This is a genomic window from Vreelandella jeotgali Hwa, assembly GCF_000334215.1.
GTDB classification, from domain to species: domain Bacteria; phylum Pseudomonadota; class Gammaproteobacteria; order Pseudomonadales; family Halomonadaceae; genus Vreelandella; species Vreelandella jeotgali.
The window spans coordinates 109387-133507 of the sequence record NZ_AMQY01000014.1 but is presented as its reverse complement, the minus strand read 5'-3'; the positions used below and the strand labels follow the sequence as shown (position 1 = coordinate 133507).

Annotated in this window: 23 protein-coding genes; 5 read left to right on the top strand and 18 right to left on the bottom strand. The window is 64.7% G+C overall.

What is annotated here, in order from left to right:
• Positions 1 to 8: 8 nt before the first annotated feature.
• From C793_RS0106650 to topA, 4 genes are all read right to left on the bottom strand, one after another.
• Entirely contained in the window at positions 9 to 272 is a 264-nt protein-coding gene (locus C793_RS0106650; RefSeq protein WP_017430162.1) for an Lpp/OprI family alanine-zipper lipoprotein, read from the bottom strand.
• A gap of 289 nt (positions 273 to 561) precedes the next feature.
• Entirely contained in the window at positions 562 to 1194 is a 633-nt protein-coding gene (locus C793_RS0106645; protein ID WP_017430161.1) for a L,D-transpeptidase family protein, read from the bottom strand.
• A 124-nt stretch (positions 1195 to 1318) separates the two neighbouring features.
• The gene (locus tag C793_RS0106640) at positions 1319 to 1783 is read right to left on the bottom strand and encodes a 2-hydroxyacyl-CoA dehydratase (RefSeq protein ID WP_017430160.1); all 465 of its coding nucleotides are present in this window, start codon (positions 1781 to 1783) and stop codon (positions 1319 to 1321) included.
• 140 nt (positions 1784 to 1923) lie between these two features.
• Positions 1924 to 4569 carry a type I DNA topoisomerase gene (gene topA / locus C793_RS0106635; protein WP_017430159.1) on the bottom strand — a complete coding sequence of 882 codons (2646 nt, stop codon included), beginning with the start codon at positions 4567 to 4569 and terminating at the stop codon, positions 1924 to 1926.
• Positions 4570 to 5035: 466 nt separating this feature from the next.
• Between topA and lipA the strand changes: the two genes are divergently transcribed.
• Positions 5036 to 6121 carry a lipoyl synthase gene (gene lipA / locus C793_RS0106630; RefSeq protein ID WP_017430158.1) on the top strand — a complete coding sequence of 362 codons (1086 nt, stop codon included), beginning with the start codon at positions 5036 to 5038 and terminating at the stop codon, positions 6119 to 6121.
• 116 nt (positions 6122 to 6237) lie between these two features.
• Here the strand turns inward: lipA and lipB are convergent, their stop codons facing one another.
• The 11 genes from lipB to C793_RS0106575 form a co-directional block, all read right to left on the bottom strand.
• Positions 6238 to 6918, bottom strand: coding sequence for a lipoyl(octanoyl) transferase LipB (gene lipB / locus C793_RS0106625; protein ID WP_017430157.1), 681 nt, complete (start codon positions 6916 to 6918; stop codon positions 6238 to 6240).
• 1 nt (position 6919) lies between these two features.
• Complete coding sequence (locus tag C793_RS0106620) at positions 6920 to 7231, bottom strand: HP0495 family protein (RefSeq protein ID WP_017430156.1); 312 nt, start codon at positions 7229 to 7231, stop codon at positions 6920 to 6922.
• Positions 7232 to 7277: 46 nt separating this feature from the next.
• Positions 7278 to 8519 carry a D-alanyl-D-alanine carboxypeptidase family protein gene (locus C793_RS0106615; RefSeq protein WP_017430155.1) on the bottom strand — a complete coding sequence of 414 codons (1242 nt, stop codon included), beginning with the start codon at positions 8517 to 8519 and terminating at the stop codon, positions 7278 to 7280.
• Positions 8520 to 8591: 72 nt separating this feature from the next.
• The gene (locus C793_RS0106610; protein ID WP_017430154.1) at positions 8592 to 9500 is read right to left on the bottom strand and encodes a septal ring lytic transglycosylase RlpA family protein; all 909 of its coding nucleotides are present in this window, start codon (positions 9498 to 9500) and stop codon (positions 8592 to 8594) included.
• Positions 9497 to 10567, bottom strand: coding sequence for a lytic murein transglycosylase B (gene mltB, locus C793_RS0106605; protein WP_017430153.1), 1071 nt, complete (start codon positions 10565 to 10567; stop codon positions 9497 to 9499). The genes C793_RS0106610 and mltB overlap by 4 nt, the downstream gene beginning before the upstream one ends.
• Positions 10568 to 10587: 20 nt before the next feature.
• Positions 10588 to 11763 carry a rod shape-determining protein RodA gene (gene rodA, locus C793_RS0106600; protein WP_017430152.1) on the bottom strand — a complete coding sequence of 392 codons (1176 nt, stop codon included), beginning with the start codon at positions 11761 to 11763 and terminating at the stop codon, positions 10588 to 10590.
• 2 nt (positions 11764 to 11765) lie between these two features.
• Entirely contained in the window at positions 11766 to 13667 is a 1902-nt protein-coding gene (mrdA, locus tag C793_RS0106595; RefSeq protein WP_017430151.1) for a penicillin-binding protein 2, read from the bottom strand.
• A 59-nt stretch (positions 13668 to 13726) separates the two neighbouring features.
• Positions 13727 to 14194 carry a 23S rRNA (pseudouridine(1915)-N(3))-methyltransferase RlmH gene (gene rlmH / locus C793_RS0106590; protein WP_017430150.1) on the bottom strand — a complete coding sequence of 156 codons (468 nt, stop codon included), beginning with the start codon at positions 14192 to 14194 and terminating at the stop codon, positions 13727 to 13729.
• Positions 14191 to 14574, bottom strand: coding sequence for a ribosome silencing factor (gene rsfS, locus C793_RS0106585; protein WP_017430149.1), 384 nt, complete (start codon positions 14572 to 14574; stop codon positions 14191 to 14193). Before rsfS ends, rlmH begins: the two co-directional genes overlap by 4 nt.
• A gap of 232 nt (positions 14575 to 14806) precedes the next feature.
• Positions 14807 to 15496 carry a nicotinate-nucleotide adenylyltransferase gene (nadD, locus tag C793_RS0106580; protein ID WP_017430148.1) on the bottom strand — a complete coding sequence of 230 codons (690 nt, stop codon included), beginning with the start codon at positions 15494 to 15496 and terminating at the stop codon, positions 14807 to 14809.
• Positions 15493 to 16764, bottom strand: coding sequence for a glutamate-5-semialdehyde dehydrogenase (locus C793_RS0106575; RefSeq protein WP_017430147.1), 1272 nt, complete (start codon positions 16762 to 16764; stop codon positions 15493 to 15495). Before C793_RS0106575 ends, nadD begins: the two co-directional genes overlap by 4 nt.
• Before the next feature lie 189 nt (positions 16765 to 16953).
• On the opposite strand from C793_RS0106575, the gene C793_RS0106570 reads away from it, so the two are divergent.
• The gene (locus C793_RS0106570; protein ID WP_017430146.1) at positions 16954 to 17844 is read left to right on the top strand and encodes a hypothetical protein; all 891 of its coding nucleotides are present in this window, start codon (positions 16954 to 16956) and stop codon (positions 17842 to 17844) included.
• Positions 17841 to 18782: a diguanylate cyclase domain-containing protein gene (locus C793_RS0106565; protein ID WP_017430145.1), complete on the top strand. Its 942-nt coding sequence runs from the start codon at positions 17841 to 17843 to the stop codon at positions 18780 to 18782. The genes C793_RS0106570 and C793_RS0106565 overlap by 4 nt, the downstream gene beginning before the upstream one ends.
• A gap of 10 nt (positions 18783 to 18792) precedes the next feature.
• On the opposite strand, the gene C793_RS0106560 is transcribed toward C793_RS0106565, so the two are convergent.
• The 3 genes from C793_RS0106560 to mpl are packed head-to-tail and all read right to left on the bottom strand — an operon-like array spanning position 18793 to position 21525.
• Positions 18793 to 19416 (bottom strand): LysE family translocator, encoded by a 624-nt coding sequence (locus C793_RS0106560; protein WP_017430144.1) that lies wholly within the window; start codon positions 19414 to 19416, stop codon positions 18793 to 18795.
• A gap of 18 nt (positions 19417 to 19434) precedes the next feature.
• The gene (locus C793_RS0106555; RefSeq protein ID WP_017430143.1) at positions 19435 to 20073 is read right to left on the bottom strand and encodes a flavin prenyltransferase UbiX; all 639 of its coding nucleotides are present in this window, start codon (positions 20071 to 20073) and stop codon (positions 19435 to 19437) included.
• Between the two features lie 6 nt (positions 20074 to 20079).
• Positions 20080 to 21525, bottom strand: coding sequence for a UDP-N-acetylmuramate:L-alanyl-gamma-D-glutamyl-meso-diaminopimelate ligase (mpl, locus tag C793_RS13605; protein WP_017430142.1), 1446 nt, complete (start codon positions 21523 to 21525; stop codon positions 20080 to 20082).
• A gap of 285 nt (positions 21526 to 21810) precedes the next feature.
• Here mpl and C793_RS0106545 point away from each other — a divergent pair, with 285 nt between their 5' ends.
• Together C793_RS0106545 and C793_RS0106540 are read left to right on the top strand one after the other, a co-directional pair.
• On the top strand, positions 21811 to 22203 hold the full coding sequence (locus C793_RS0106545) for a glutaredoxin family protein (protein WP_017430141.1): 393 nt from the start codon (positions 21811 to 21813) through the stop codon (positions 22201 to 22203).
• Between the two features lie 219 nt (positions 22204 to 22422).
• Positions 22423 to 24024 carry an ABC transporter substrate-binding protein gene (locus C793_RS0106540; RefSeq protein ID WP_017430140.1) on the top strand — a complete coding sequence of 534 codons (1602 nt, stop codon included), beginning with the start codon at positions 22423 to 22425 and terminating at the stop codon, positions 24022 to 24024.
• Positions 24025 to 24121: the final 97 nt, after the last annotated feature.

The following is a 24121-nucleotide window of genomic DNA, read 5'->3' as shown; positions in this document are numbered from 1 at the left end:
ATGCCATCTTACTTCTGCATGGAGCGCTCGAACATGCGGTTCATTTCTTCGCGGTTCTTCTCGGACATCTGCAGAGCGGAACGTGCATCACGCTGCGCCTGCTTGGCCGTGTTCAGCGCCTGAGAGGCCGTGCTTTGTGCTTCAGCGGCATCAGCCTGAGCGGATTCTGCCGTGGTGCGAACTTCTTCCAGTGCGCTGTTGGAAGCACAGCCGGCGAGCAGAGCCAAAGAAGCGGCGGCAGCGGACATTTTCAGGGTAGTCTTCAGAGTCATGGGGTTCTCCTTGAGTTTCCTTGGTACTACGTGTTGGTACTAAATATCGGTACTGAATACCGGTACTGCGTTTAGTACTACGTACGGTACTGCGTTGATGAATCGACAGTGACAAGGCTAGAGACCTTATACAGTCTTGTCTACCCACCCGGTGCAGACCGGAGACAGCGACTTGTGCCGCGAGGCACAAACGCGTGAGGGTGTTGTATTATAGCGCACCGCCTTTGTCCAGCAATACGGCCGCAAATACTGAAACTTTGAACATTCCCGGGCGTTTGGCGACGCCGGCCTAGCGAATGACCACCCGCGTCCCGATATCCACCAGCCCTTCCAGGCGGTCGATCTGGGGGTCGGTCATCGCCACGCAGCCCTGGGTCCAGTCGAAGCGCTCGTGGATGTCGGGATCGGCCGGACCCAGCCCGTGCAGGCCGATCGCCCCGCCCAGCACGGTATTCTGCGGCGGGTTGCCGTAACGCCGATAATAATCAAAGTACGCCTGATACTCGGCGCGCGAATACACCCCGGTGCGCAGCGCCATCCGCGCGTGATCGGGCGTCGGGTAGTCGAGCCCCACAAACAGGTGCCAACGGCTGTCAAAGTTGAAGCGGTTGACGTGAAATTCGCCCCGGGGCGTTACCCCGCCGCCGCTCACACGCCGGCTGCTGGTACCGCCGCGGCCGACCGAGACCGGCGCAAAATGTTCAACGCGGTTGTCCCCACGATACACATCCAGCGTCGAGGCACCATGATTGACCAGCACCCAGATTTCATCGGCGTACCGGGGGTGCGTCGCTTGCGCCAGCTGCTGCTCGACCAGATCCGTAAACGCCACTTCGGCCATGAAGCCGGCGCTGGCGGGCGCGGCGTAAGCGGTCATGAGAGCGAGGGCACCGGCAACAAAATAACGACGGTTCAGGGTCATGTCAGGGGTCTCGAAGGCTTGGCCGGCGGCTGGCGCGCTCCGGGAGAGCGTCGGTGCCACCGCCGGTTCTCAATGGTAGCGTTAACGGGGCCGCTTTCGGTTCACGAGGGCAATGCCGAGCGCGTTAGAGATCGTTGAACTCTTCAAACTGCGAGACAATACGGCGCACCTCGGCCTCGTGGCCTTCGGCCAGCGAACGGAAGAAGTCCGCGCCGGCGGGGATGGCCGCCTTTTCGGCGCGGTACTCGTACAGCCGCTGGAGCGCCTTGTGGGCCTGGGTGGCGGTCTCCATGGCCGATTCAATACTGTCGTAGGTTGCGTACTGCGCCAGATGTTCGAGCTCGGGCGGCTGGGGAAAATCGGTCGGGTCGTCAAACCAGGTATTGAGGACTTTTTGCTGCCCCGATTCGTCGGCCAGCACATCGTCAAGCCCGGCTTTCATGCGCCGCTCTTCGGCCGCCAGATAGTCCAGCGCCATCTGCAGGCGCTCGCTGTCGGCAACGCCGGCCCTGTCGCTGAATTGACGCGACATCCGGCCGTGATAATCAGCCGCCCAGACCACCAGATCACGTACCTGATTATAGCGCATAGTGTCTCCTTTCCTGCTCCGGTTGATTACCTGCTCCAGTTGATTGTCTGGCCAAATGGATTAACAGGCCGGTGACACCACCATTGCGACAGCACAGGGGCGCCGCGCGTTCACGGCCGGCATGACACCAGGCGCGAACATCAGCGGCCCGACGTGGACTTTTTGCGCTTGTCTTCGACCTGCCAACGGCCGTCTTCAAAGGTGGCCTTCCACCCCGTGGCCTTGCCGTCTTCGCCGGTCATCACGTACTGCGCCTTGTTCTTGCGCGAAAAGCGAATCTGCGCCGGGCGACCGTCGGGGTCCTCACCGGGGGCGTCGAGAATGAAGTGATACTTGTCGGGCAGCTCGTCGGCGTGGGCTTTAAGCTCCCTGACCAGCGGCGGACGGGTTTCGCGGTTTTTGGGAAACTTGCTCGCCGCAAGAAACAGCCCGCTGGCACCGTCGCGCAGTACATAGTGATCGTCTACCTTCTGGCAGGCCAGCTCCGGCATGGGAATCGGGTCCATCTTGGGCGGTGCCACTTCGCCGCTGCGCAGCAGTTTGCGGGTGTTCTTGCATTCATCGCTGGTGCAGCCAAAGTATTTGCCGAAGCGGCCGGACTTGAGCTGCATTTCGCTGCCGCACTTGTCGCACTCGATCACCGGCCCTTCGTAGCCCTTGATCCTGAACTTGCCGTGTTCGATTTCATACCCCTGACAGTCCGGGCTGTTGCCGCAGATATGCAGCTTGCGCCCTTCGTCAATCAGGTAGCTGTCCATCGCGGTCTCGCAGCGCGGGCAGCGACGCTTGGCGCGCAGGGCATCGGTTTCGGCTTCGGCACCGGCATCGGCGGCGACGGCCTCCTCGCCGGGGATCAGATCAATAGTGGTCTTGCAGCGCTCCTTGGGCGGCAAATTATACCCGCTACAGCCCAGAAACACCCCGGTCGAGGCGGTGCGAATCTGCATGTGACGGCTGCATTGGGGGCATTCGATCTCGGTGGGCACCGGCTCGTTGGGGCGCATGCCGTCTTCGCTTTCGGCCTGCGCCAGCTCTTCGCGGAACTCGTGGTAGAACGCATCCAGCAGCGCGCGCCAGTCGCGTTCCCCTTCGGCGACGTTATCCAGGCCGTCTTCCATACGCGCGGTAAAGGAAAAATCCATCAGGTCGGGGAACGATTCCTTGAGCCGCTCGGTAACGATATCGCCCAGCTTTTCGGCATAGAAACGCCGGCTTTCCAGGCGCACATAGCCGCGATCCTGAATCGTGGAAATAATCGCCGCATAGGTAGAGGGCCGGCCGATGCCCTGCTTCTCCAGCTCTTTCACCAGCGCCGCCTCTGTGTAGCGTGCCGGCGGCTTGGTAAAGTGCTGCTGGGGATCCAGAGCGTCGAGGGCCATCGGCGTGCCTTCGGGCAGGTCCGGCAGCTGCTGGTCTTCGTTTTTGCCCGACGGCTTCATCACCCGCGTATAGCCGTCAAACTTGAGCACGCGGCCCTTGGCCCGCAGCTCATAGCCGTCAACGTCGATACCCAGGGTGCTGGAAAGATATTCCGCCGGGGTCATCTGGCAGGCGACAAACTGACGCCAGATCAGCTCGTAGAGGCGTTCGGCATCGCGTTCCATATTGGCCAGGTCGGTGGCCCGGCGGTCAACGTCGGACGGGCGAATGGCCTCGTGAGCCTCCTGGGCACTTTCCTTGCTGGCGTAACGGTTGGGGGCATCGGGCAGGTAGCGCTTGCCGTACTCGTTGCCGATAAAGTCCCGCGCACTTTCCACCGCGTCACTCGACAGATTGGTGGAGTCGGTACGCATGTAGGTAATGTAGCCCGCCTCATACAGACGCTGGGCCATGGTCATGGTCTTTTTCACCGAAAAGCCCAGCCGCCCGCTTGCCGCCTGTTGCAGCGTCGAGGTGATAAACGGCGCATTGGGTTTGGAGCGCGTGGGCTTGTCTTCCCGGGAGGTGATCGCCAGCGTCGCGTTTTTCAGACCGGCGATGCGCTCAAGGGTCTCCTCTTCCGACGCCGGACGGAAAGCCTTGCCGTCCTGGCGCGCCAGGGCAAAGCGCACCGCCTCGCCGTCCGGCGTGACCAGATCGGCGTGCACGTCCCAGAACTCCTCGGGAATAAAGGCGCGGATCTCACGCTCGCGTTCCACAATCAGACGCACGGCAACCGACTGTACTCGCCCCGCCGACAGCCCCCGGGCGACCTTGGCCCAAAGCAGCGGCGAAAGCATGAAGCCCACCACTCGGTCGAGAAAGCGCCGCGCCTGCTGGGCTTCGACCCGGGGAATGTTCAGCGCACCGGGCTCCTTGAACGCATCCTGGATCGCATTTTTGGTGATCTCGTTGAACACCACGCGCTTATAGCGCTGATCATCGCCGCCGATGGTTTCGCGCAGGTGCCAGGCAATGGCTTCCCCCTCGCGGTCAAGGTCCGTGGCCAGATAAACCGCGTCGGCGTCGGCGGCCAGCTTCTTCAGCTCGGCAACGACTTTCTCCTTGCCGGGAAGCGTCTGGTAGTTGGCTTCCCAGCCGTTATCCGGGTCAATGCCCATACGCCGGATCAGCTGGGTGTGCGCCTTGCGTTTTTTGTGCGCGGCCTTCTCCTCGGGCGACATCCTGCGGGTAGCCGCCGCCTGGCGAGCACGCGCCCCGGGGTCGCTGGCGGTTTTGCTCGAACCACTGGTCGGCAGATCACGGATGTGGCCCACGCTCGACTTGACGATATAATCGTTGCCGAGATATTTATTGATCGTTTTCGCCTTGGCCGGCGACTCCACGATGACCAGTGACTTGCCCATATTGCTCCACTCGAATGCTGTGCCGACAATAGAAACGGCTGTAAAAGGCCATACTGCGCTTGCGCGAGCGCCTGATTTATTGAGGCGTGAAAAAATGCGCCTACCCTAACCTACGCCCAAACGAAGCGCTAGCCCGCAAACGGCATTCTTCCTGCACGGCCGGACGCCCTGCCACGCAGGAACGACGAGCACAGGCTGCGGGTAATATATGGCGGGCAAAAAACTGTGTTACCTTTGTCTCACGAACAGGTCGCACAACCATGTCTCACAAACAGGTCGCATAACCATGATCCTGGCTGCTGAACCCAACAGCACAAACCGAACGACGCCAGGCGAACGTCAAGGTGCATTCATTGACGTGCCGAGGCGTCACGATGACCGGATACCGCGTCTCGCGGCAGGATGCAACCCCGCCGGTTGTCGCGTCACCCGGCTTGTCATCGCAGAATAGAGGCTCTTATATCCCATGAGCAACGATACGTCACAGCGTATACAAAGCGGCGAGAAATTCCGCAACGAACGCGGTATGTCCGTTATCAAGGACGGCATGAAGCAGCGCAAGACCGCACAGGCCGTAGCCGCCGATGAGACCTCCGCGGAAAAGCCGCCGCTGGAACGCAAACCCAAGTGGCTGCGCGCCCAAATCCCCGGCGGCGAGCGCTTTGAAGCGGTCAGGAAAAACGTCAACAGCCACGGCTTGAGTACCGTCTGCGCCGAATCCCACTGCCCCAACATGGGCGAATGCTGGAGCAACGGCACCGCCACCATCATGCTGATGGGCTCGGTCTGCACCCGGGCCTGCCGCTTCTGCGCCGTGGATACCGGCAACCCCCAGGGCTGGCTGGACGACAACGAGCCGGCCAACACCGCCAACTCGGTCGAGCTGATGGGCCTGCGCTATATCGTTTTGACCTCGGTTGACCGCGACGACGTCGAGGACGGCGGCGCCGGCCATTACGCCAGCTGCATCCGCGCGATCAAGGCGCAGACGCCGAACGTGGTGGTAGAAGCCCTGACGCCGGACTTCGACGCCGACCCGGCGGCCATCGAGCGGGTGGCCGACTCCGGCCTTGAGGTGTTTGCCCAGAACGTGGAAACCGTGGAGCGCCTCACCGGCCGGGTGCGCGACCCCCGCGCCGGCTACCGCAAGACCCTCGACGTCCTGGCCCACGCCAAGCGCCACCGGCCGGAGCTGATCACCAAGACCAGCATCATGCTGGGGCTGGGGGAAACCGACGAGGAAATCCTGCAGACGTTTGACGACCTGCGCGACATCGGCGTGGATATCGTGACTCTGGGTCAGTATCTGCGCCCAACACAAAACCACCTGCCGGTGGAGCGCTGGGTAACGCCCGATGAGTTTGAACAGTACCGCCAGCAGGGGCTGGAAAAAGGCTTCATGGAAGTACCCTCCGGCCCGCTGGTGCGCTCAAGCTACCGCGCCGACCGGGTATTCGAGAAAAACAACCTGGGGCTCGCCTCCCCCGCCGCCGTTCCCGGACAGGAAGAGACCGGCGACGATAATCTGATTCCGGTACAGAGCGTGAGCTGATTCGCGCCTCGCGCCAACTTAAAAGCCGCCGCCTCCAATGCCTCGGAGACGGCGGCTTTTTTGCATCATCGCACAATTTTGTCGCTACAAGCCCTTCACAAATCCAACTGGCGGGGTCAGGGCTCTGTGGTCAGCGCAACGCCAATACGGCCAGCCAGCGCCTGCGCCAGCTGTTCGCCCACGGCGTCAACGCTTACCCGCTCAGCGGTCAGGTCGGCCAGGTTGGCCATGGGCATGCCGGCGTGGCCGCAGGGGTTGATGCGCGCGAACGACGCCAGGTCACAGGCCACGTTCAGCGCGACACCGTGAAAACTGGCCCCGCGGCGAATCCGCAGCCCCAACGACGCAATCTTGGCTTCTTCGCCATCGCCTGCGCCTTCCCGCAGCGGCACGTAAACCCCCGGCGCATCCGCGCGCGCCCGAGCCTCGATGCCGTAGCCCGCCAACACCTCGATAACCGCGTTTTCCATGGCCGTCACCAGGTCACGCACGCCCAGCCGGGCTCGGCGGACGTCGATCAGCGGGTAAAGCACCACCTGACCCGGGCCGTGATAGGTGACCTGGCCGCCGCGATCGGTGTGCACCACGGGGATATCGCCGGGTAGCAGCACATGCTCGGGTTTGCCCGCCTGGCCCTGGGTAAACACCGGCTCGTGCTCCACCAGCCAAAACTGGTCCGGCGTCTGCGCATCGCGGTTATCGGTCAGCTCGCGCATGGCCTCCCACACCGGCAGGTAGGCGCGCCGCCCCAGGCGATGCAGCCGGACCGGGGGACGAGAGATGGTCGCATCGCTCATGCTACACCACCATGTGCACGCGGCCGGTCGCCTTGAGATCGTCGAACAGCGCCTGCAGCTGCGCCTCGCCGGTGGCCCTGATACTAAGGCGCACCGACTGAAAGCGGCCGTTACGGCTGTCGATCACCTTGATGCCGGCGGCGTTGAAGTCGGGTTCATGACGCTTCACCACGTCGCAAACCGCGGCGGCAAAGTCTGCCGCCGCATCGCCGACCACCTTGACCGGGTAGTCGCACGGAAAGGTGATTTTGGGAGGGTTGTTCTCCGCTTTCGGGCGCAAATCACGAAACGACCGGTTACCGCCTGGCTGCATGGTGTCCCCCTGGCTCACGTTGCGACAATGACATTGGTAAGGCAGCTCAGTCCGTAAAACGGCTAAGCAGGCCGCTAAAGAAACGCTTGACCTGATCGAACAGGCGCTTGAAGAAGCCGCCCTCTTCCACGTCCTCCAGGGCCACCAGAGTACGCGTACCCACTACCTGGTCGCCCAGCATCACCTCCAGTGTGCCCACGTCGGCACCCATGGCAATCGGCGCGTTCAGGTCACCGGGCAAATCCAACCGCGCGCGCAGCTCCTTGCTGCGGTTGCGCGGCAGCGTCATGCTGACGTCGCTGTCAACGCCCACGCGCACTTCATCGCTCGCTCCGCCCCAGATACGCGGCGACGCCAGCACGGCGCCACGCTCGTAAAGATGACGGGTTTCATAAAAGCGAAAGCCGTAGCTCAGCAGCTTTTGCGTTTCCTGCACCCGGGCTTCTTCCGACTTGGTGCCCATGACCACCGAAATCAGGCGCATATCGTCGCGCTTGGCCGACGACACCAGGCAATAGCCGGCGGCGTCCGTCCAACCGGTTTTCAGGCCGTCCGCCGAGGGATCACGCCACAGCAGGCGGTTGCGATTGGGCTGCTCGATGCCTCCGTAGCTGAACTGACGCTCGGAGTACATTTTGTAGTGCTCGGGGTAGTCGTTGACGATGTGGCGCGTCAGCTTGGCCAGATCGCGCGCGCTGGAATAGTGCCCTTCTACCGGCAGGCCGGTGGCGTTTTTAAAATGGGTGTTGTCCATGCCCAGCCGGGCCGCATGCTGGTTCATCAGGTCGGCAAACTGCGCTTCGCCGCCGGCCAGATGCTCGGCCATGGCGACGCTGGCGTCATTGCCCGAGACGATCACGATACCGTGCAACAGCTTTTTCACCGGCACCTGGTTGCCCACTTCAATAAACATCTTCGAGCCGCCGGTACGCCAGGCCTTTTCGCTGACGTTGACCTTGTCGTCCGGGCGTATGCTGCCCTGATTGAGCTCACGCTCGACCAGATACGCCGTCATCAGCTTGGTCAGGCTCGCCGGGGGCAGACGCTTGTCGGCATTGTGCTGGGCGAGCACGTGGCCGCTGTTGGCGTCCATCAGAATCCAGGAGCTGGCGGCAAGCTGCGGCGCGGCCGGGATGAGCGTCTGCGGCTGCGGCGTCGCCTGGGCATCGGCCGCTACCGAGGTAAAGGTGAACGCCGCCGCTGCGACCAGCGACAGAGCCGCCGCCCACACACGGCGTGCCGGACGTCCGGCGGCGACGGAAGAAAAGTTCGGTACCAACGCTTTCATGACATGATATCTCGTGTAAAACATTCAACAACGGCAAGGCGGGCACTATACGCCGCTTGCGCCGGGGACGCATTATCGCACGATAAACGCCTGGGGAAAGCCTGCTCGACGCAAGGCGGCGCGCAGTGACTGGTCGTCGGCGCCGGACGCCACCGGCCCCACCTGAACGCGATACAGGCCGTCGCCCTCAGCGATGCGCACGCCCTGCTCGAGCTCGCCCTGCAGACGGCGCTTGAGCTTTTGCGCCCCCGTACGGCTTTCCAGCGCCGCTACCTGCCAGTAGCTACCGCTCTGTGGCGCAGCGGGCGCGGCATCGCTGCTCGGCGCCGGGTCAACGGCTTTCGTGCTCTCTTGCTGCGCCGACCAGGTGGCCGGATCGATGGCTTCGACCCTGACCCGGCCCGTGCCATGATCCAGCAGTCCCAGTCGCGCGGCGGCCGCGTAGGACAGGTCGATAACGCGTTCGCTGTGGAACGGCCCGCGGTCGTTGACGCGCACGATCACGGATTTATCCGTGCCCAGCCGGGTCACCCGGGCAAACGTCGGCAGCGGCAGCGAGCGGTGGGCCGCGCTCATGCGGTACATGTCGTAAATCTCGCCGCTGGACGTGGCATAGCCGTGAAACTTCTTGCCGTACCAAGAGGCGTTGCCGACTTCGCTATAGCCCTCGGCGTCGGACAGTACTCGGTAGCGCTTGCCCCAAACCGTATAGCTGGAGCGGTTGCCGGCGCGGGAGCGCGGCTCCTCGCGCGGCACGGCGTCGGGCACGTCGGACACGTCCGGCGGGTCCAGCGGATAGGCGTCGGCACTCATGGCATAGCGCCCACCGCTATCGGCCGTGTTGGTATTATCGGCGTTGGGCGCTGCGCTACGCGGGCTTTGGCCGGCACAGCCAACCAGTAGCAACAGCGCGCAGGCGATGCCCGCCGACACACAAAACCGGGGGCGCATGGCGGGCCATACGGCAACGCGTTGTCTCATGCCGACTCCTCGTTCTCTGGCAATGGTGGGGCCGCAGCGGCAATAGCCCGAGCCAGCTCGGCCACCGCCATCGCGTAAAGGTGACTGTGGTTGTAACGCGTGATCACGTAAAAATTGTATCCTCCCAGGCGATACTGCGGCGCTCCCGCCGTCATCGTAAAACGCAGCGGCACAACCGGCCGTGCGCCGCTACTCAGCGATTCGGCAAACGCACTTCCCGGAGGATAAATCCCCGCGGCCACCGCTTCGGTCAGCGTCGTCTGCGGGGCAGACGTCTGGTTGAGCGCTATGCTATTTGGCGGCGTCTCTGGCCCCAGCGCCGACTGGTAGACGGCCTCGCCTCGGCGCCAGCCGTGCTCGGCAAGGTAGTTGGCCACGCTGCCAATGGCATCTACCGGGTTATGCCACAGGTCGCGCTTGCCGTCATCGTCGAAGTCGACGGCGTAGGCATCGTAGCTGGTGGGAATGAACTGCGGATAGCCCATGGCTCCGGCGTATGAGCCGCGCAGGGCTTGCGGGTCCATCTCCTGTGCGTGAGCGATCCGCAGAAACGCCGCCAGTTCGCCGCGGAAGAAGGCGCCGCGCTCGGGATGCTTGAACGCCAGCGTGGCCAGCGAGTCCAGCACCCGGTGCTTGCCCTTGTAGCGGCCGTAAAAGGTTTCCACCCCGATGATTGCGGTGATAACAGCCGGCGGCACGCCGTATTCCGCCTGGGCTTTATCGAGCGCATATTGGTGGCGCGCCATAAACGCTGCCCCCTGGTCGATGCGCTCGTCCGTGAGAAAAATCGCCCGGTACTGCGGCCACTCCAAGTGGCGCTCCACGGCACCGGACATGGCATCCAGCACTTCTTGGCGGACGCGGGCCTGGCTCAGCGTTTCCACCAAATAGTCTCGCGGCAGCCCCTGTTCGCTGAGCGCCTCCACCAGCGCAGCAGCCTCACTGCCCGCTTGCCGAGGGGCAAAATCCGGCGCGGCAACGACGCTACCGGCCGGCCCCAGGCTCCCCAATAGCATGACCACGGCCGCTGCTCGACGCCGAAGGCCCGGCTGAGTGACGTTACGCATTCTGCTTGACTCCTGAAAAATCAGCGCGGCAGCAGCCGGCGATGGGCGTGAATGGACATGAGAATACCGAACCCCGCCAGCAGCGTCACGCTGGAGGTCCCGCCGTAGCTGATCAGCGGCAGCGGCACGCCCACCACGGGCAAAATACCGCTGACCATGCCCACGTTAACGAACACATAGATAAAGAACGTGAGGATGATACTGCCGGCGACCAGTCGCCCGAAAGTATCCTGAGCGCCGGCGGCGAGCCACAGCCCCCGGCAGACGATCACCAGATACAGCGCCAGCAGCGCCGTCATGCCCACCAGGCCGAACTCCTCGCCGAGCACGGCGATGATGAAGTCGGTATGCGGCTCGGGCAAGAACTCCAGCTGCGACTGGGTGCCCTGAAACCAGCCCTTGCCCCAGATGCCGCCGCTGCCGATGGCCGTGGTCGACTGGATGATGTTCCAGCCGGCCCCCAGCGGGTCGCTTTCCGGATTTAAAAACGTCAGCACCCGCTGGCGCTGGTAGTTTTGCAGGTTGATCCATAAAAGCGGCAGCGCGGCCCCGGCGAGCAGCACGAACATGCCGATCAGCCGCCAGGAAAGCCCGGCCAGCAGCACCACGATCAGCGCGGCACTGGCAACCAGGATCGATGTGCCCAGGTCGGGCTGCTTGGCGATCAGCACCACCGGAAGGCCGATAATCAGCGCGCAGACCGCTAGATGACGCAGCCGCGGCGGAATCCCCGTGCGCCCCAGGTAGGCGGCGACCATCAGCGGCGTGGCGAGCTTCATCATTTCCGAGGGTTGAAAGCGCACCACCCCGGGGATTTCCAGCCAGCGCTGGGCTCCCATGCCGATATCTCCCACCAGCTCTACCGCTATCAGCATGGCCACGCCCGCTCCGTAGGCCAGCGGCGCCCAGCGGAAAAACGTCGCGGGGGAAAACTGGGCAAGCACCGCCATGACCGCAAACGCCACGCCAAAGCGCAGCGCCTGGGCCGTGACCGTGTCGCCGCTCTGCCCCGAGGCGCTGTACAGCACCAGCAGACCCGCGCCGACCAGCAGCAGCAGCAACGCTAGCAGCCACGGATCCAGGTGCAGGTTTTCCCACAGGCTTTTACGCCGCGACATGCCGCTGTCCGGCGGACGTACCGGATAGCGTCGGAACAGCCGCGCCAGGGGCGTGCGTGCCAGAGGATTTGCCGCCATGATCAGCCCTCCTCGCCGCTTGACGCCCGATCTTCGGACGCCGAATCATCGTCGGGCAGATGACCTTCGTCGAGTAGCCAGGCATCGGTCATTTCGCGCGCCAGCGGCGATGCATGGCTACTGCCACCGCCGGCATTCTCGACGATGACGGCTACGGCAATCTGCGGATCGTCAGCCGGAGCGAAAGCGATGAAAAGCGCATGGTCGCGCAGGCGCTCGGCCAGCTCGTCGGCGTCATAGCGCTCGTCCTTGTCCAGGGAAAATACCTGAGCCGTGCCTGACTTGCCCGCCATCGCGTACTCCAGCCCCTTGCCCGCACGCCGAGCCGTACCCTCGCGGCCGCTCAGCACTTTCTGCATGCCGTTGAACACGGTATTCCAGCCGTCAGGGTCATCCAGTTCGATATCTTCGGGGGTGTCGGGCAGATCACGGGGCAGCGGCTCATCGCCAATTTTGCGCGCCAGCCGCGGCTTGACCCACTCGCCCTTGTTGGCCAGCGTCGCCGTGGCGGTGGCCAGCTGCAGCGGGGTGATTTGCAGATACCCCTGCCCGATGCCCACCGACAGCGTTTCGCCGGGGTACCACGACTGGTTGTAGCGTTCGCGCTTCCATTCCCGCGACGGCAGCAGCCCCGGGCTCTCGCCCTGGACATCGTGGGCCACGCGCTGGCCCATGCCGAAGGCGCCCAGCTGGCGTTCCAGCCTGTCGATGCCCAGATCGTGGGCCAGCGAGTAGTAGTAGGTATTATTGGAGACCGCCAGCGAGCGCTCCATATCCACCTTGCCGTGCCCCCAGCGCAGCCAGTTGCGGTAGCGGCGCGAATCGTTGGGCAGCTGGAAATAGCCCGGATCGTTGATGGTTTTTTCCGGCGTGATCACGCCCTCCCGCAGCCCGGCCACGGCGACAAAGGGCTTGATGGTGGAGCCCGACGGATAATGGCCGCGAATCGCCCGGTTGAACAGCGGCAGATCAATATCCTGCTGCAACGCCTGATAGGCTTCCACGTCGATGCCGGTGACAAAGCGGTTGCTGTCGAATCCCGGGGTCGACGCCATGGCGAGTATTTCACCGCTATCGGGCTCGATGGCGACAATCGACCCCCGGCGGTCTTCCAGCAGGTCAAAGGCCAGCTGCTGCAGCCCGGTATCCAGCGTCAGCGTGAGGTTCCTGCCCGGCACCGGGTCCTGGCGCCCCAGCTCGCTGAGCACCCGGCCCCGGGCGTTGGTTTCCACCTTGCGCAGCCCGGCCTGGCCGTGCAACGCCTTTTCGTAAAAGCGCTCGATGCCGGTCTTGCCGATAAAATGCGTACCGGCGTAACGGCCGGCATCGAGATTTTCCAGCTCATCGGCGTTGATCCGCCCGACATAGCCCAGCGCATGGGACATGATGCGGGCTTCGGGGTAATAGCGCAGCAGCCGCGCCTCGACCTCCACGCCGGGCAGCCGGTGGCGATTCACCGCCAGGCGCGCAATCTGTGCCTGGCTCAGGTCGCTCATCAGCAGCGCCGGCTGAAACGGCCGCTGACGCTGGCGCGAACGGCGCTTGAAGGCCTCGACGTCATCTTCCGGCAGCTCCAGCAGCGACACCAGACGCTCCAGGGTCCGGCCCAGGTCCTCTACCCGCTCGCGCACCAGCGTCAGGTTATAGGTCGGGCGGTTTTCCGCCAGCAGGACACCGTGGCGGTCGTAAATCAGCCCTCGGGTGGGCGGCAGCGGCTCCACGCGCACGCGGTTGCTCTCCGAGCGCGTGCTGTATCGGTCGTGCTCGACAACCTGAAGGTACACCAAGCGGCCGGTCAGCAACGCGGTCAGCGCTACGACCACCACCAGCGCGAGCAGCGCCCGGAAACGGAAGATCCGCAGCTCCTGACGGGCATTTTTCAGCGTATCAAGGCGTGGCGGCATGGCAACGGCTTACGGCGCAAGAACAAAACAATCGGACGGCATCTCCGAGCAGGCTGTGATCAGCGGTGATAGGGATGACCCACCAGCAGCGTCCAGGCGCGGTACAGCTGCTCCGCCAGCATGACCCGAACCAGCGGGTGCGGCAGCGTGAGCGGCGACAGCGACCAGCGGCTGTGCGCGGCGGCGGATAGCTCGGGCGCCAGGCCGTCAGGCCCGCCGACCAGCAGCACCACGTCGTTCCCCTGCATGCGCCAGTCGTCGGCCTTTTGCGCGAGTTTGCGGGTCGTCCAGGGCTGCCCCTCAACCTCCAGCGCGACGATATGCTCATCGCCTTTCAGGCGTTCGCGGAGGCGTTTGGCTTCCTGGTCGCGAGCCTTTGCCACGCTGGCCCCCTTGCCTCTCTGTCCCGGGGCAATCTCCTCGATGTCCAGACTGAAGCCGCGGGGCATCCGCTTGCGATAGGTCTCGACCCCTTCTTCGACCCAGCCGGGCATGCGTGTACCCACCGCCAACAGGCGCAGCTTCATGACGACCCGACCGGCTCGCCGACACGCTCGCGCAGCTGCTCAACGCCGCCTTCGGCCGGCAGATCGGCCCACAGGCGCTCCAGATCGTACAGATTGCGCGCCTCGGGCAGCATGACGTGCACAATCACATCACCCAGATCCACCAGCACCCAGTCGGCATTGTCGCCGCCTTCCACGCCTCGGGGCGACAAGCCTTGAGACTTGGCCTTTTCCACCACGCCCTGCGCCAGCGCCGTCACATGGCGGCTGGAAGTGCCGTTGGCGATCAACATCACATCGGCGACGTCGGTAAGCCTGGCCACGTCGAGCGCGGTAATCTCGCGGCCCTTGAGTTCTTCGAGTGCGTCAACCGCCAGCTGTTTCAATGTATCAATGTGCATGAGCCGTCAGTACCAACCTTGTCAGAAGTGTTGTTGAAAGCGTTTTTGAAAACGATGTTGAAGACGTAGTTAAAAACGATGTTGGAAACGTGGTTAAAAACAACGTAGCTAAAAACATTGTTGAAAGCGTTGTGGTGTCCGGTGATGGCGTAGGGGGCATCGCGCCGGGCAGCGCCAAAGCCCGCTATTGTAACGGCTTTGGGCCGGTCTGCCAGCGCCCCGGGCCAAGGGGTCAGCGCGGCGGGTGGGGCGTCCGGTAAAGCCGGCGCTCGACGGCGGCGCGCTCCACCGCGTCGGGCAGCAGGTAGCGCACGCTTTCGCCGTGCTGCAAGCGGCGGCGGATGCCGGTGGCGGAAATCGCCATGCGCGACGGCAGCGTCACCCGCAGCAGCCCACCTTGCGGCGCGGCCATCAGGGCGTCTGCGCTTGCGACCTCGCGGGCGCCGACGAGTTCCCGCAGCCGGGCGGAATCGTCGGCCGCGTGTTCGGGGCGGGTCATCACCACCACATGCGCCAGCTCGAACAGCCGCTCGGGGCCCTGCCAGTCGGCCAGCCGCGCAAAGGCATCCTCGCCCAGCGCCATGACCAGACGCGCGGCATCTCCATACTCGTCGCGCAGTTCGGCCAGGGTATCCGCGCTGTAGGAGGGGCCGGTGCGCGCCAGCTCGCGGCCGTCGGCGCTCAGCCCCGGAGTATCGCCAATGCCGGCTTCGAGCAGCGCCAGACGCTGCTCGGGTGCGACCTGCGGCCGGTCGCGCAGCGGCGGCTGGGGCGCGGGGATCATGTGCACATGGTCCAGCGCCAGCGCTTCGCGCAGCTCGACGGCGCTGCGCAGGTGACCCAGGTGCACCGGATCAAAGGTGCCGCCGAGCATGCCGATACGCGGCGGCCGGTCGGTGCGGAAGGCGTCGTGACGCGTCATGAACGAATCTGACCGTCGCCGAAAACGATGTACTTGCGCGTGGTCAGTCCTTCCAGGCCCACCGGCCCCCGGGCGTGGAGTTTGTCGGTGGAAATGCCGATTTCCGCGCCCAGCCCGTACTCGGTCCCGTCGGCAAAGCGCGTGGACGCGTTGACCATGACCGAGCTGGAGTCCACTTCGGCCATGAAGCGACGCGCCAGGCCGTAGTCACGGGTGATAATGCTCTCGGTGTGCTGCGAGCCGTAGCGCTCAATGTGCGCCATGGCCGCATCCGCACCGTCGACAACCCTGATCGCCAGCACCGGCGCCAGATATTCCTCGGCCCAGTCGCTGTCCTGCGCCGGCGTGATGTCCGTGAGCACCTGGCAGGTGCGTTCGCAGCCGCGCAGTTCCACGCCGTACTCGGCAAAGCGTTCGGCCAGCGCGGGCAACAGCGCCTCGGCCACGGGCGCATCCACCAGCAGGGTTTCCAGCGTATTGCAGGTGCCGTAGCGCTGGGTCTTGGCGTTGACGGCAATCGCCAGCGCCTGGTCGAGATCGGCGGTGGCGTCGACGTAAACGTGGCACACGCCGTCCAGGTGCTTGATCACCGGCACCCGGGCCTCACGGGAAATACGTTCGATCAGCGACTTGCCCCCGCGGGGAATAATCACGTCGACAAACTCGGGGCTGCGGATCAGCTCGCCCACCGCCGCACGGTCGGTGGTGGCCACCACCTGCACGCTGCCGGCGGACAGCCCGGCGTCTGCCAGCCCGGCCTGCAGACATTCGCTGAGCGCGGCGTTGGATGCCCGGGCCTCGGAACCGCCGCGCAGGATGCAGGCGTTGCCGGATTTCAGGCAGAGGCTCGCCGCTTCCACGGTGACGTTGGGGCGCGACTCGAAAATAATCCCGATCACCCCCAGCGGCACGCGCATCTGCCCGACCTGGATACCGCTGGGACGCGTGCGCAGCCCGTCGACTTCCCCTACCGGATCGGGCAGCCCGGCGACCTGGTGCAGGCCGTCCATCATGGCGTCGATGCGCGCCCCGGTCAGCGCCAGGCGGTCGAGCAGGGCCGCGTCCAGCCCCGCGTCGCGGCCGCGCTGCATATCGTCGGCATTGGCCGCGAGGATTCTGTCGCGCGCCCGGTCCAGGCGTTCGGCCATGGCCAGCAGCGCATGGTTCCTGCTCGCGCTGTCAGCGCGGCGCAGGTCGCGTGCCGCATCGCGGGCCGCCATGCCCAGCGCCTGCATATAGGCGGGAATATCCGTGGTGTCCGCGCTCATGCTTTATCCCTCATGCTTTATCCCTCATGCTTGCCCTTTCGGACCGGATGGCACCGACCGCGTGCCTGCTATCATACCCGGGTGCTGTTATATCCGGAGACCGAGATACCCGGAGATCATCGCTTGCCGTCAACCGTGCCGGGCGCTTGCCGTCCGGGCGTGTTCACCGGCCGCCAATGGTAAGGCACCATGCAAAGCAAACACAAAGTCAGGCTGCTGCGGGCCAACCTGCTGGCAGCCGCCGTCGTGCTGGCGCTGTGGACGCCCGCCGCCCCGCCGGTGGCGGCGCTGATACTCTGGCTGTCCGTCGGCTGGCTGTTCGCCACCGCCCTGCTGCTCACCGCCGGCTACCGGCGTTCCGGCGGGCTGCCGTGGCAGCTACTCCCCGGCCTTTTGCTGGTCGGCCTGATTGCCGCCGCGCCGCAGCGCCATGCCCTGCTCATCTGGGCCTGGTGCGGGCTTTTCATGCTGCCCCAGGCACGCTGGATAACCGCCTTCAACATCAGCGGCACGCTGCTGAGCGCGGTGCTGCTGGCGCCGCACCTGAACCTGCCGGCGCTGGCGACGCTGCTGGTGACCCTGGGCCTGCTGAGCCTGGTGTCCAGGTCCCGCGCGCGCCAGTTCAGCGTTATTCACAGCACCCTGCGTCAACGCCAGCGCCTGATCCCCGGCACCAACCTCCAGGCGCCGGAACAGCTGTCCGATGACGTTCGCTGCGAGCAGGTACGCTGCCGGCGCGACGACCTGCACGGCGAACTGCTCCTTTTGACCCTCGAGCGCCGCCAGCGTCGGCCGTTTGCGCTCGCCCTGTGCCGGCTGACCTACCGCTTTGAAAGCGTCTACCGGCTGAACGCCACGACCCTGGCGATCATGCTGCTATCGCGTTCGGCCCGGGAAGCGGAACAGCGCCGTACGCGCCTGCTGGGGGCGCTGCCCGCGCGGGTGGAAAGTCGTCGGGTTCCGCTGGCAGTGCTGGACCCGGCGCGGCTCGACCCCGGTGCCATCGATGTCAAAACGCTCGATCCGGCAACACGCCAGCCGCATGGCGCCCGCCGATCAGGGCTCGAGGAGGCCTCTTGAGCGAATACCCGATGTCGCGCCGCCTGATGACGCTGATTCACGCCGCTGCGATCCTGCTCATGGCCGGCTATGCCGCCTGGCGCTACACCACCGGGCACTATGCCACCCTGTTTACCCCGCTTTTCATGACGCTGGTGCTGCTTGCGGCGCTGCTGCTGCATCTGTTTCGTTCGTCGTCAACATTTCTGCCGCGCACGATTCTGCTGGTGGCGACCTACTTGACCATCCTGGCCGCCATTTGGCAGCCGCCCGACGTCTCGCTGATATGGCTGGGGTTACCCCTGGCGGCGACGTTTCTGCTGCTGCCGCTGTGGCACGCCGTCGCCATCAGCGCCCTGCTGGTGCCGGTCTGGTGGCTGGCGCCGCTGCACGGCGCATCGCCCAGCTGGATCACGGGCTTTCTTGCCACCGCACTGCTACTGGCGCTGCCGCGCTGGGAGCATGCCCGGCGGCGCAACCTGCTACGCGCCACCGATCCTCACGACGGCGAATGCGATGCCTATCACCCCGATGCGCTGGAGGAGCGGCTGCATACCGAGCACCAGCGCGCCCTGGTGCTGGGCCGGGAGCTGGCCGCACTGGTCATTCACCTGCCCCAGCTCGACATGGCGGGGGAACAGTTCGGCCATCGCGCACAGCTCGCGCTGCTGACCACCCTCTGCCATGAGGTTGGTCAGCAGTGCCGCGAATACGATGCGCTGGGGCGTGCCAGCTCCGCGACGTTCTGGCTGCTGCTGCCCGCCACCAGCGAAAGCGGTGCGCTGCTTGTCCGCGAACGCCTGACCCGGGCGCTATCCCGTCACGTACTGGTGGAAACCGGCCAGCTGGAAACCCGCATCGGCGTTTGCCTGCCACGCCACGGCGACAACGCGGAAGACTACATTCACCGGCTCAATACCCGCAGCGAAGCGCTGGCGAGTCCGCCGGACACGACCTGAACAGCGCCGATCAGCTCAGCGCCAGCCACAGCCCCACGCCCACCATCAGCGTGCCGGAAAGGCGATTCATCAGCCGCACGCTGGCGTTGCGCGCCAGCAGGCGGCGCAGGGTCTTGCCGCCGGTGGCGTAAAGCAGCAGGCAGACAAACTCGATCGCCAGAATCACCGCGATCAGCACGGCCAGCTGGGGCGCCAGCGCCCGGCCGTCATCCAGAAACGGCGGCAGCAGCACCATCAAAAACGCCCAGCCCTTGGGGTTGGCAATCGCGGTCATGAAGCCCTGCATCCAGAGCGCGCCCGGCGCGGCGCGCTGCCGGTCCTGAAGCTCGTCGGGAATCGCCATGCGCCCCCGCGAACGCCACATCATCACGCCCAGATACACCAGATACGCCCCGCCCAGCCATTTGAACAGCACAAACACCGTCGGACTCTTGAGCATCAGCGCCGCCACGCCGGCCCCCGCGGCTGCGGCTACCAGCCCCACGCCCAGCAGCTCGCCGGCCATCATCCACAAGGTGCGCCGGACGCCCTGGGTCATGCCCAGCACCATGGCCAGCGTCATGCACATGCCCGGCGTCAGCGAGACCAGCATGAAGGTCGGCACAAAGACGGACAGCGTGGCGGCAGACAGCATCAGGAACTCCCCGTGGCGTCAGTTGGCAGACCGGGGCGACATAGCCTGGTCGCCCCAGCGCGGCATCAGCGTATGCTCGATGCCCAGCTGATTGAGAATGCGTGCGACGATGAAATCAATCAGGTCGTCCACGCTCGACGGCCGGTGGTAGAACCCCGGCGCGGCAGGGAGTATCACCACCCCCAGCCGGGACAGCGTGAGCATGTGCTCCAGGTGGATCGGCGAAAACGGGCTTTCTCGGGGGACCATGATCAGCTGCCGGCGCTCCTTGATCGCCACGTCGGCAGCGCGTTCGATCAGGTTATCGCTCGCGCCGGTAGCCACCGAAGATAGCGTGCCGGTGGAACACGGGCAGACAACCATCGCCGACGGCGCCCCCGAGCCCGACGCGACCGGCGCCATCCAGTCTTCCCGGCCGAAGCAGCGGATCTGGCCCTCGGCCGCGCCGCTGCGCTCCATCAACGCCCGGGCCAATCGCTCGGGGGCGGCGGGCAGAGTGACATCGGTCTCGGTGGCAATCACCATGTGCGCAGCCCGGGAGATCATCACCCAGACTTCGTGGCCGGCATCTACCAGCACGTCGACCAGACGCAGCGCATACTGCGCCCCCGACGCCCCGGTCAGCGCCACCGTCACCGGCGGCTTGAAAGTCGTCATCGCAGCTTACTCTCCGTACGTTGCGTCCTCGTGCGTTGCGTTCCCGTGCGTTACGTCACCATGCGTTGTGGCAAGGGCGTCGAGCAGGCGCTCGTGAATACCGCCAAAACTGCCGTTGGACATCACCACAATGCGATCTCCGGCGGCGGCTTCGCCAACGACCGCCGCGACCAGGGTTTCGATATCGCGGTGCAGGCTGGCCCCTGCGCCCTGGTCGGCCACCAGCGATTCAAGCGACCAGTCTAGCCCCGGCGGCTGATACCAGAAGGCGTAATCGGCGCTGGCAACGCTGTCATTCAGCCGCGCCTTGAGCGCGCCCAGCCGCATGGTGTTGGATCGCGGCTCGATCACCGCCAGCAGCCGACCCACAGGCGTTGCCGCCCGCAGCCCCTCCAGGGTGGCGGCAATCGCCGTGGGATGATGGGCAAAATCGTCGATCACCTGGATACCCGCCACCTCGCCGCGCACTTCCTGACGCCGCCGGGGGCTTTCAAAGCGGGACAGCGCCGCACAGCCCCGCGCCAGATCGACGCCGCAGGCGTGAGCCGCGGCGAGCGCGGCCAGGGCATTGCGGGCGTTGTATTCGCCGGTCAGCGACCATTCCACCACGGCGTCGGCGCCTGCATCGGTGGCGTGCGTTACGCGAAAACGGCTGGCATCGGCGTGTTCGAGCGCCAGCTGCCACTCGCCGGCGTTGGCTCCCGTGGCCCTGCCGAATCGCGCGACCGGCGTCCAGGCGCCCTGCTCCAGCACCCGTTCAAGCGCGGGCTGGCCGTCTGCTACCAGCAGCTTGCCGTTGCCCGGCACGGTACGCACCAGATGATGAAACTGCCGCTCGATCGCCGCCAGGTCGGGGAAAATATCCGCATGGTCATATTCGAGATTATTGAACACGGCGATGGTGGGCCGGTAGTGGACAAACTTGGAGCGCTTGTCGAAAAACGCCGTGTCGTATTCGTCGGCTTCTACCACAAAGGGCGCATCCGCGGCGCCGAGGCGCGCCGACACGCCGAAATTGCGCGGCACTCCGCCAATCAGGTAGCCGGGTTTCTGCCCCGCGCTTTCCAGCAGCCAGGCCAGCATGCTCGCGGTGGTGGTCTTGCCGTGGGTGCCCGCTACCGCCAGCACCTTTCGGCCGGCCAGCACATGCTCGCTGAGCCACTGGGCGCCGGAGGTATAGCGCAGCCCCCGATTGAGCAGCGCCTCGACTTCCGGGTTGCCCCGGGAAAGCGCGTTGCCCACGACGACAAGATCGGGCAGCGCCCCGGTGGCGGCATTCAGGTTGTCCGCCCCGTAGCCTTCCTGCAGCGCGATGCCGGCGGTTTCCAGCTGGGTGCTCATGGGCGGGTAGACGTTGGCGTCCGAGCCGCTGACCCGGTAGCCCATTTCCCGCGCCAGCAGCGCCAGGCTGCCCATGAAAGTGCCGCAAATCCCGATAATATGCATATGCATGCTGGTCACGCCCCCTGACAATGGCCGATGTGCGGCCGCTACCGCGCCGCGTATAAGCGACCCCAAAGCCTAGCACGACGCAGGCGCCGACTCACCCGGCTCATGTGACAAACGCCGCCGCCTGTTGCACGATGGCCGGCGTCCCGCTATTGGCAGCGTTTATTGACCGCCTCGACTTTTTCATCGATTTTTTTATCGACTTTTATCCGCTTTCAACAGCACCCAACACCCAACACCCAACACTCAAACCCAACGGCATCCAACAACACCGACTCAGGGAGTCCCATGCGCGTCATCATTCGTTATTTTTTCCGCGGCGTACGGCTTGTCCTCGCCCCCTTCATGATTCTTTCCGAAAAACTCTCCACGCCCGATGCGGTGAAGCGCACGGAAGCCGACCAGGCGGAAGTCGACAAGGCCTGCCAGCGGCTGGCGCTCTACCAGTTCCGCACCTGCCCGTTCTGCATCAAGGTACGCAAGGAAGTGGCCCGCCTGGGGCTGGACATCGAGCGCCGCGATACCCAGTTCGACCCGCAGCACAGGCAGGATCTTGAGGAAGGCGGCGGCCGGGTCAAGGTGCCCTGCCTGCGGATAGAAGGCGACGACGACAGCGTCGAGTGGCTATACGAATCCGACGATATCAATGCCTACCTGCACCGCCGTTTCGGCGCTGCCTGAGCCTCCACGGCCGGCAGACGCCGGCCGCCCTGCCGCGATCATTCAGCAGATGAATACCCCCTGTCATTATTTCGATTGTGCCCCTGTGGCCGACCGGCCAACAATCGACCTTCACCTCATCAGCATTCGCTGATGACGCGTCTTTACCCCAACGGGTATTGACCGCAAGCCAAAGCGACAATAACCAGTACCAACAATAACCCTCGGGGATCCTTGACCATGACTGTCATCCGCATGCCGCGCGTCAGGAAAACGCTGCTCGCCACGACCATTGCCGCTACCGTTGCCGGCGGTGGCCTGCTGGCCTCTACCGCTCAGGCCGACACAACCCTGCGCATGGCCTACGACGCCGATCCGGTCTCGCTGGATATTCACGAACAGCTGTCCGGCGGCATCATGCAGCTGTCGCATCTATTGTTTGACCCCCTGGTGCGCTGGGACCAGTCGCTCAATATCGAGCCGCGCCTGGCCAGCGACTGGGAGCAGGTGGACGACACCACCATGCACATGACGCTGCGCGACGATGTCACCTTTCACAGCGGTAACGCCTTTACCGCCAGGGACGTCGTCTGGACCATCGACCGCCTCAAGCGCAGCTCGGACTTCAAGGCCATTTTCGACCCCATCGAAAGCGCCAGCGTCGTCGACGAGCACACCGTCGAGATCAACACCGTCAAGCCCTACCCGCTGCTGCTGAACCTGGCGACCTACATCTTCCCCATGGACAGCGAGTTCTACTCGGGCGAGGCAAAAGACGGTGATCCGAAGGACGAAATCGTCAAGAACGGCAACTCCTGGGCCTCGACCCACGTCTCCGGTACCGGTCCCTACACCGTTACCGAACGCCAGCAGGGCGTACGCACCGAGTTTGCCCGCAACGCCGACTACTGGGACGAGGCCTCTCCGGGTAACGTCGACAAGCTGGTGCTCACGCCGATCAGCGAAAACGCGACCCGCGTCGCCGCGCTGCTTTCCGGCGATGTGGACTTCATCGCTCCGGTGCCGCCCAACGACCTGGAACGCGTGCGCGAAAGCGACGACGCCAAGCTGGTCACCATGTCCGGCACGCGCATCATCATGCTGCACATGAACCAGAAGCGCGTGGAAGCGTTTGAAGATCCCCGGGTGCGCAAGGCGTTCGCCTACGCGATCAACCAGGAAGGCATTGCCGACCGTCTGATGAAAGGCTTTGCCACACCGGCCGCGCAGATGTCGCCGGAAGGCTATGTGGGCCACGTCGACTCGCTCAATCCGCGTTACGACGTCGCCAAAGCCAAGGAGCTGATGGAAGAAGCCGGCTACGCCGACGGCTTCGAGATTTCCATGATGGCGCCCAACAACCGCTACGTGAACGACGCCCAGATCAGTCAGGCCGTGGCCGCCATGCTCGCACGCATCAACGTCGACGTGGACCTCAAGACGCTGCCCAAGGCGCAGTACTGGGGCGAATTTGACGACCGCGCGGCCGACATGATGCTGATTGGCTGGCACGCCGATACCGAGGACAGCGCCAACTTCCACGAGTACCTCACCGCCTGCCCGGATGCCGATACCGGCGCCGGCCAGTACAACGCCGGCAACTACTGCAACCCCGAGCTGGATAAGCTGGTCGCCGACGCCAACGAGGAAATCGACCTGGAAAAGCGCGCCGAGATGCTGCAGCAAGTCGAGCAGACGCTGTATGACGAGGCTGCTTTCGTGCCGCTGCACTGGCAGGACCTGGCCTGGGCATCCGCGCAGAACGCCGAGATCGAGCCGGTGCTCAACGTCATGAACTTCCCCTACCTGGGCGACCTGGTGGTCAACGACGACGCGGAGTAATCGCGCTCGCGCCCGACCGCCTACCGCTGCCACATACCGCTTGACGACGCGCCCAAACGGGCGCGTCGGTTCCCTGTTGCCGTTACAGGACACTTCC

Excerpts from the sequence above, each read along its gene's own strand:
- C793_RS0106570 (WP_017430146.1), top strand. The coding sequence starts at position 16,954 with ATGCAAAGCAAACACAAAGTCAGGCTGCTGCGGGCCAACCTGCTGGCA.
- mrdA (WP_017430151.1), bottom strand. The coding sequence starts at position 13,667 with ATGCCGCCACGCCTTGATACGCTGAAAAATGCCCGTCAGGAGCTGCGG.
- C793_RS0106615 (WP_017430155.1), bottom strand. The coding sequence starts at position 8,519 with ATGAAAGCGTTGGTACCGAACTTTTCTTCCGTCGCCGCCGGACGTCCG.
- lipB (WP_017430157.1), bottom strand. The coding sequence starts at position 6,918 with ATGAGCGATGCGACCATCTCTCGTCCCCCGGTCCGGCTGCATCGCCTG.
- C793_RS0106560 (WP_017430144.1), bottom strand. The coding sequence starts at position 19,416 with ATGCTGTCTGCCGCCACGCTGTCCGTCTTTGTGCCGACCTTCATGCTG.
- C793_RS0106610 (WP_017430154.1), bottom strand. The coding sequence starts at position 9,500 with ATGAGACAACGCGTTGCCGTATGGCCCGCCATGCGCCCCCGGTTTTGT.
- rlmH (WP_017430150.1), bottom strand. The coding sequence starts at position 14,194 with ATGAAGCTGCGCCTGTTGGCGGTGGGTACACGCATGCCCGGCTGGGTC.
- C793_RS0106645 (WP_017430161.1), bottom strand. The coding sequence starts at position 1,194 with ATGACCCTGAACCGTCGTTATTTTGTTGCCGGTGCCCTCGCTCTCATG.
- C793_RS0106555 (WP_017430143.1), bottom strand. The coding sequence starts at position 20,073 with ATGACGACTTTCAAGCCGCCGGTGACGGTGGCGCTGACCGGGGCGTCG.
- mltB (WP_017430153.1), bottom strand. The coding sequence starts at position 10,567 with ATGCGTAACGTCACTCAGCCGGGCCTTCGGCGTCGAGCAGCGGCCGTG.
- C793_RS0106545 (WP_017430141.1), top strand. The coding sequence starts at position 21,811 with ATGCGCGTCATCATTCGTTATTTTTTCCGCGGCGTACGGCTTGTCCTC.
- C793_RS0106540 (WP_017430140.1), top strand. The coding sequence starts at position 22,423 with ATGACTGTCATCCGCATGCCGCGCGTCAGGAAAACGCTGCTCGCCACG.
- C793_RS0106650 (WP_017430162.1), bottom strand. The coding sequence starts at position 272 with ATGACTCTGAAGACTACCCTGAAAATGTCCGCTGCCGCCGCTTCTTTG.
- mpl (WP_017430142.1), bottom strand. The coding sequence starts at position 21,525 with ATGCATATGCATATTATCGGGATTTGCGGCACTTTCATGGGCAGCCTG.
- nadD (WP_017430148.1), bottom strand. The coding sequence starts at position 15,496 with ATGACGCGTCACGACGCCTTCCGCACCGACCGGCCGCCGCGTATCGGC.
- topA (WP_017430159.1), bottom strand. The coding sequence starts at position 4,569 with ATGGGCAAGTCACTGGTCATCGTGGAGTCGCCGGCCAAGGCGAAAACG.
- C793_RS0106575 (WP_017430147.1), bottom strand. The coding sequence starts at position 16,764 with ATGAGCGCGGACACCACGGATATTCCCGCCTATATGCAGGCGCTGGGC.
- rodA (WP_017430152.1), bottom strand. The coding sequence starts at position 11,763 with ATGGCGGCAAATCCTCTGGCACGCACGCCCCTGGCGCGGCTGTTCCGA.
- lipA (WP_017430158.1), top strand. The coding sequence starts at position 5,036 with ATGAGCAACGATACGTCACAGCGTATACAAAGCGGCGAGAAATTCCGC.
- C793_RS0106640 (WP_017430160.1), bottom strand. The coding sequence starts at position 1,783 with ATGCGCTATAATCAGGTACGTGATCTGGTGGTCTGGGCGGCTGATTAT.
- rsfS (WP_017430149.1), bottom strand. The coding sequence starts at position 14,574 with ATGCACATTGATACATTGAAACAGCTGGCGGTTGACGCACTCGAAGAA.
- C793_RS0106620 (WP_017430156.1), bottom strand. The coding sequence starts at position 7,231 with ATGCAGCCAGGCGGTAACCGGTCGTTTCGTGATTTGCGCCCGAAAGCG.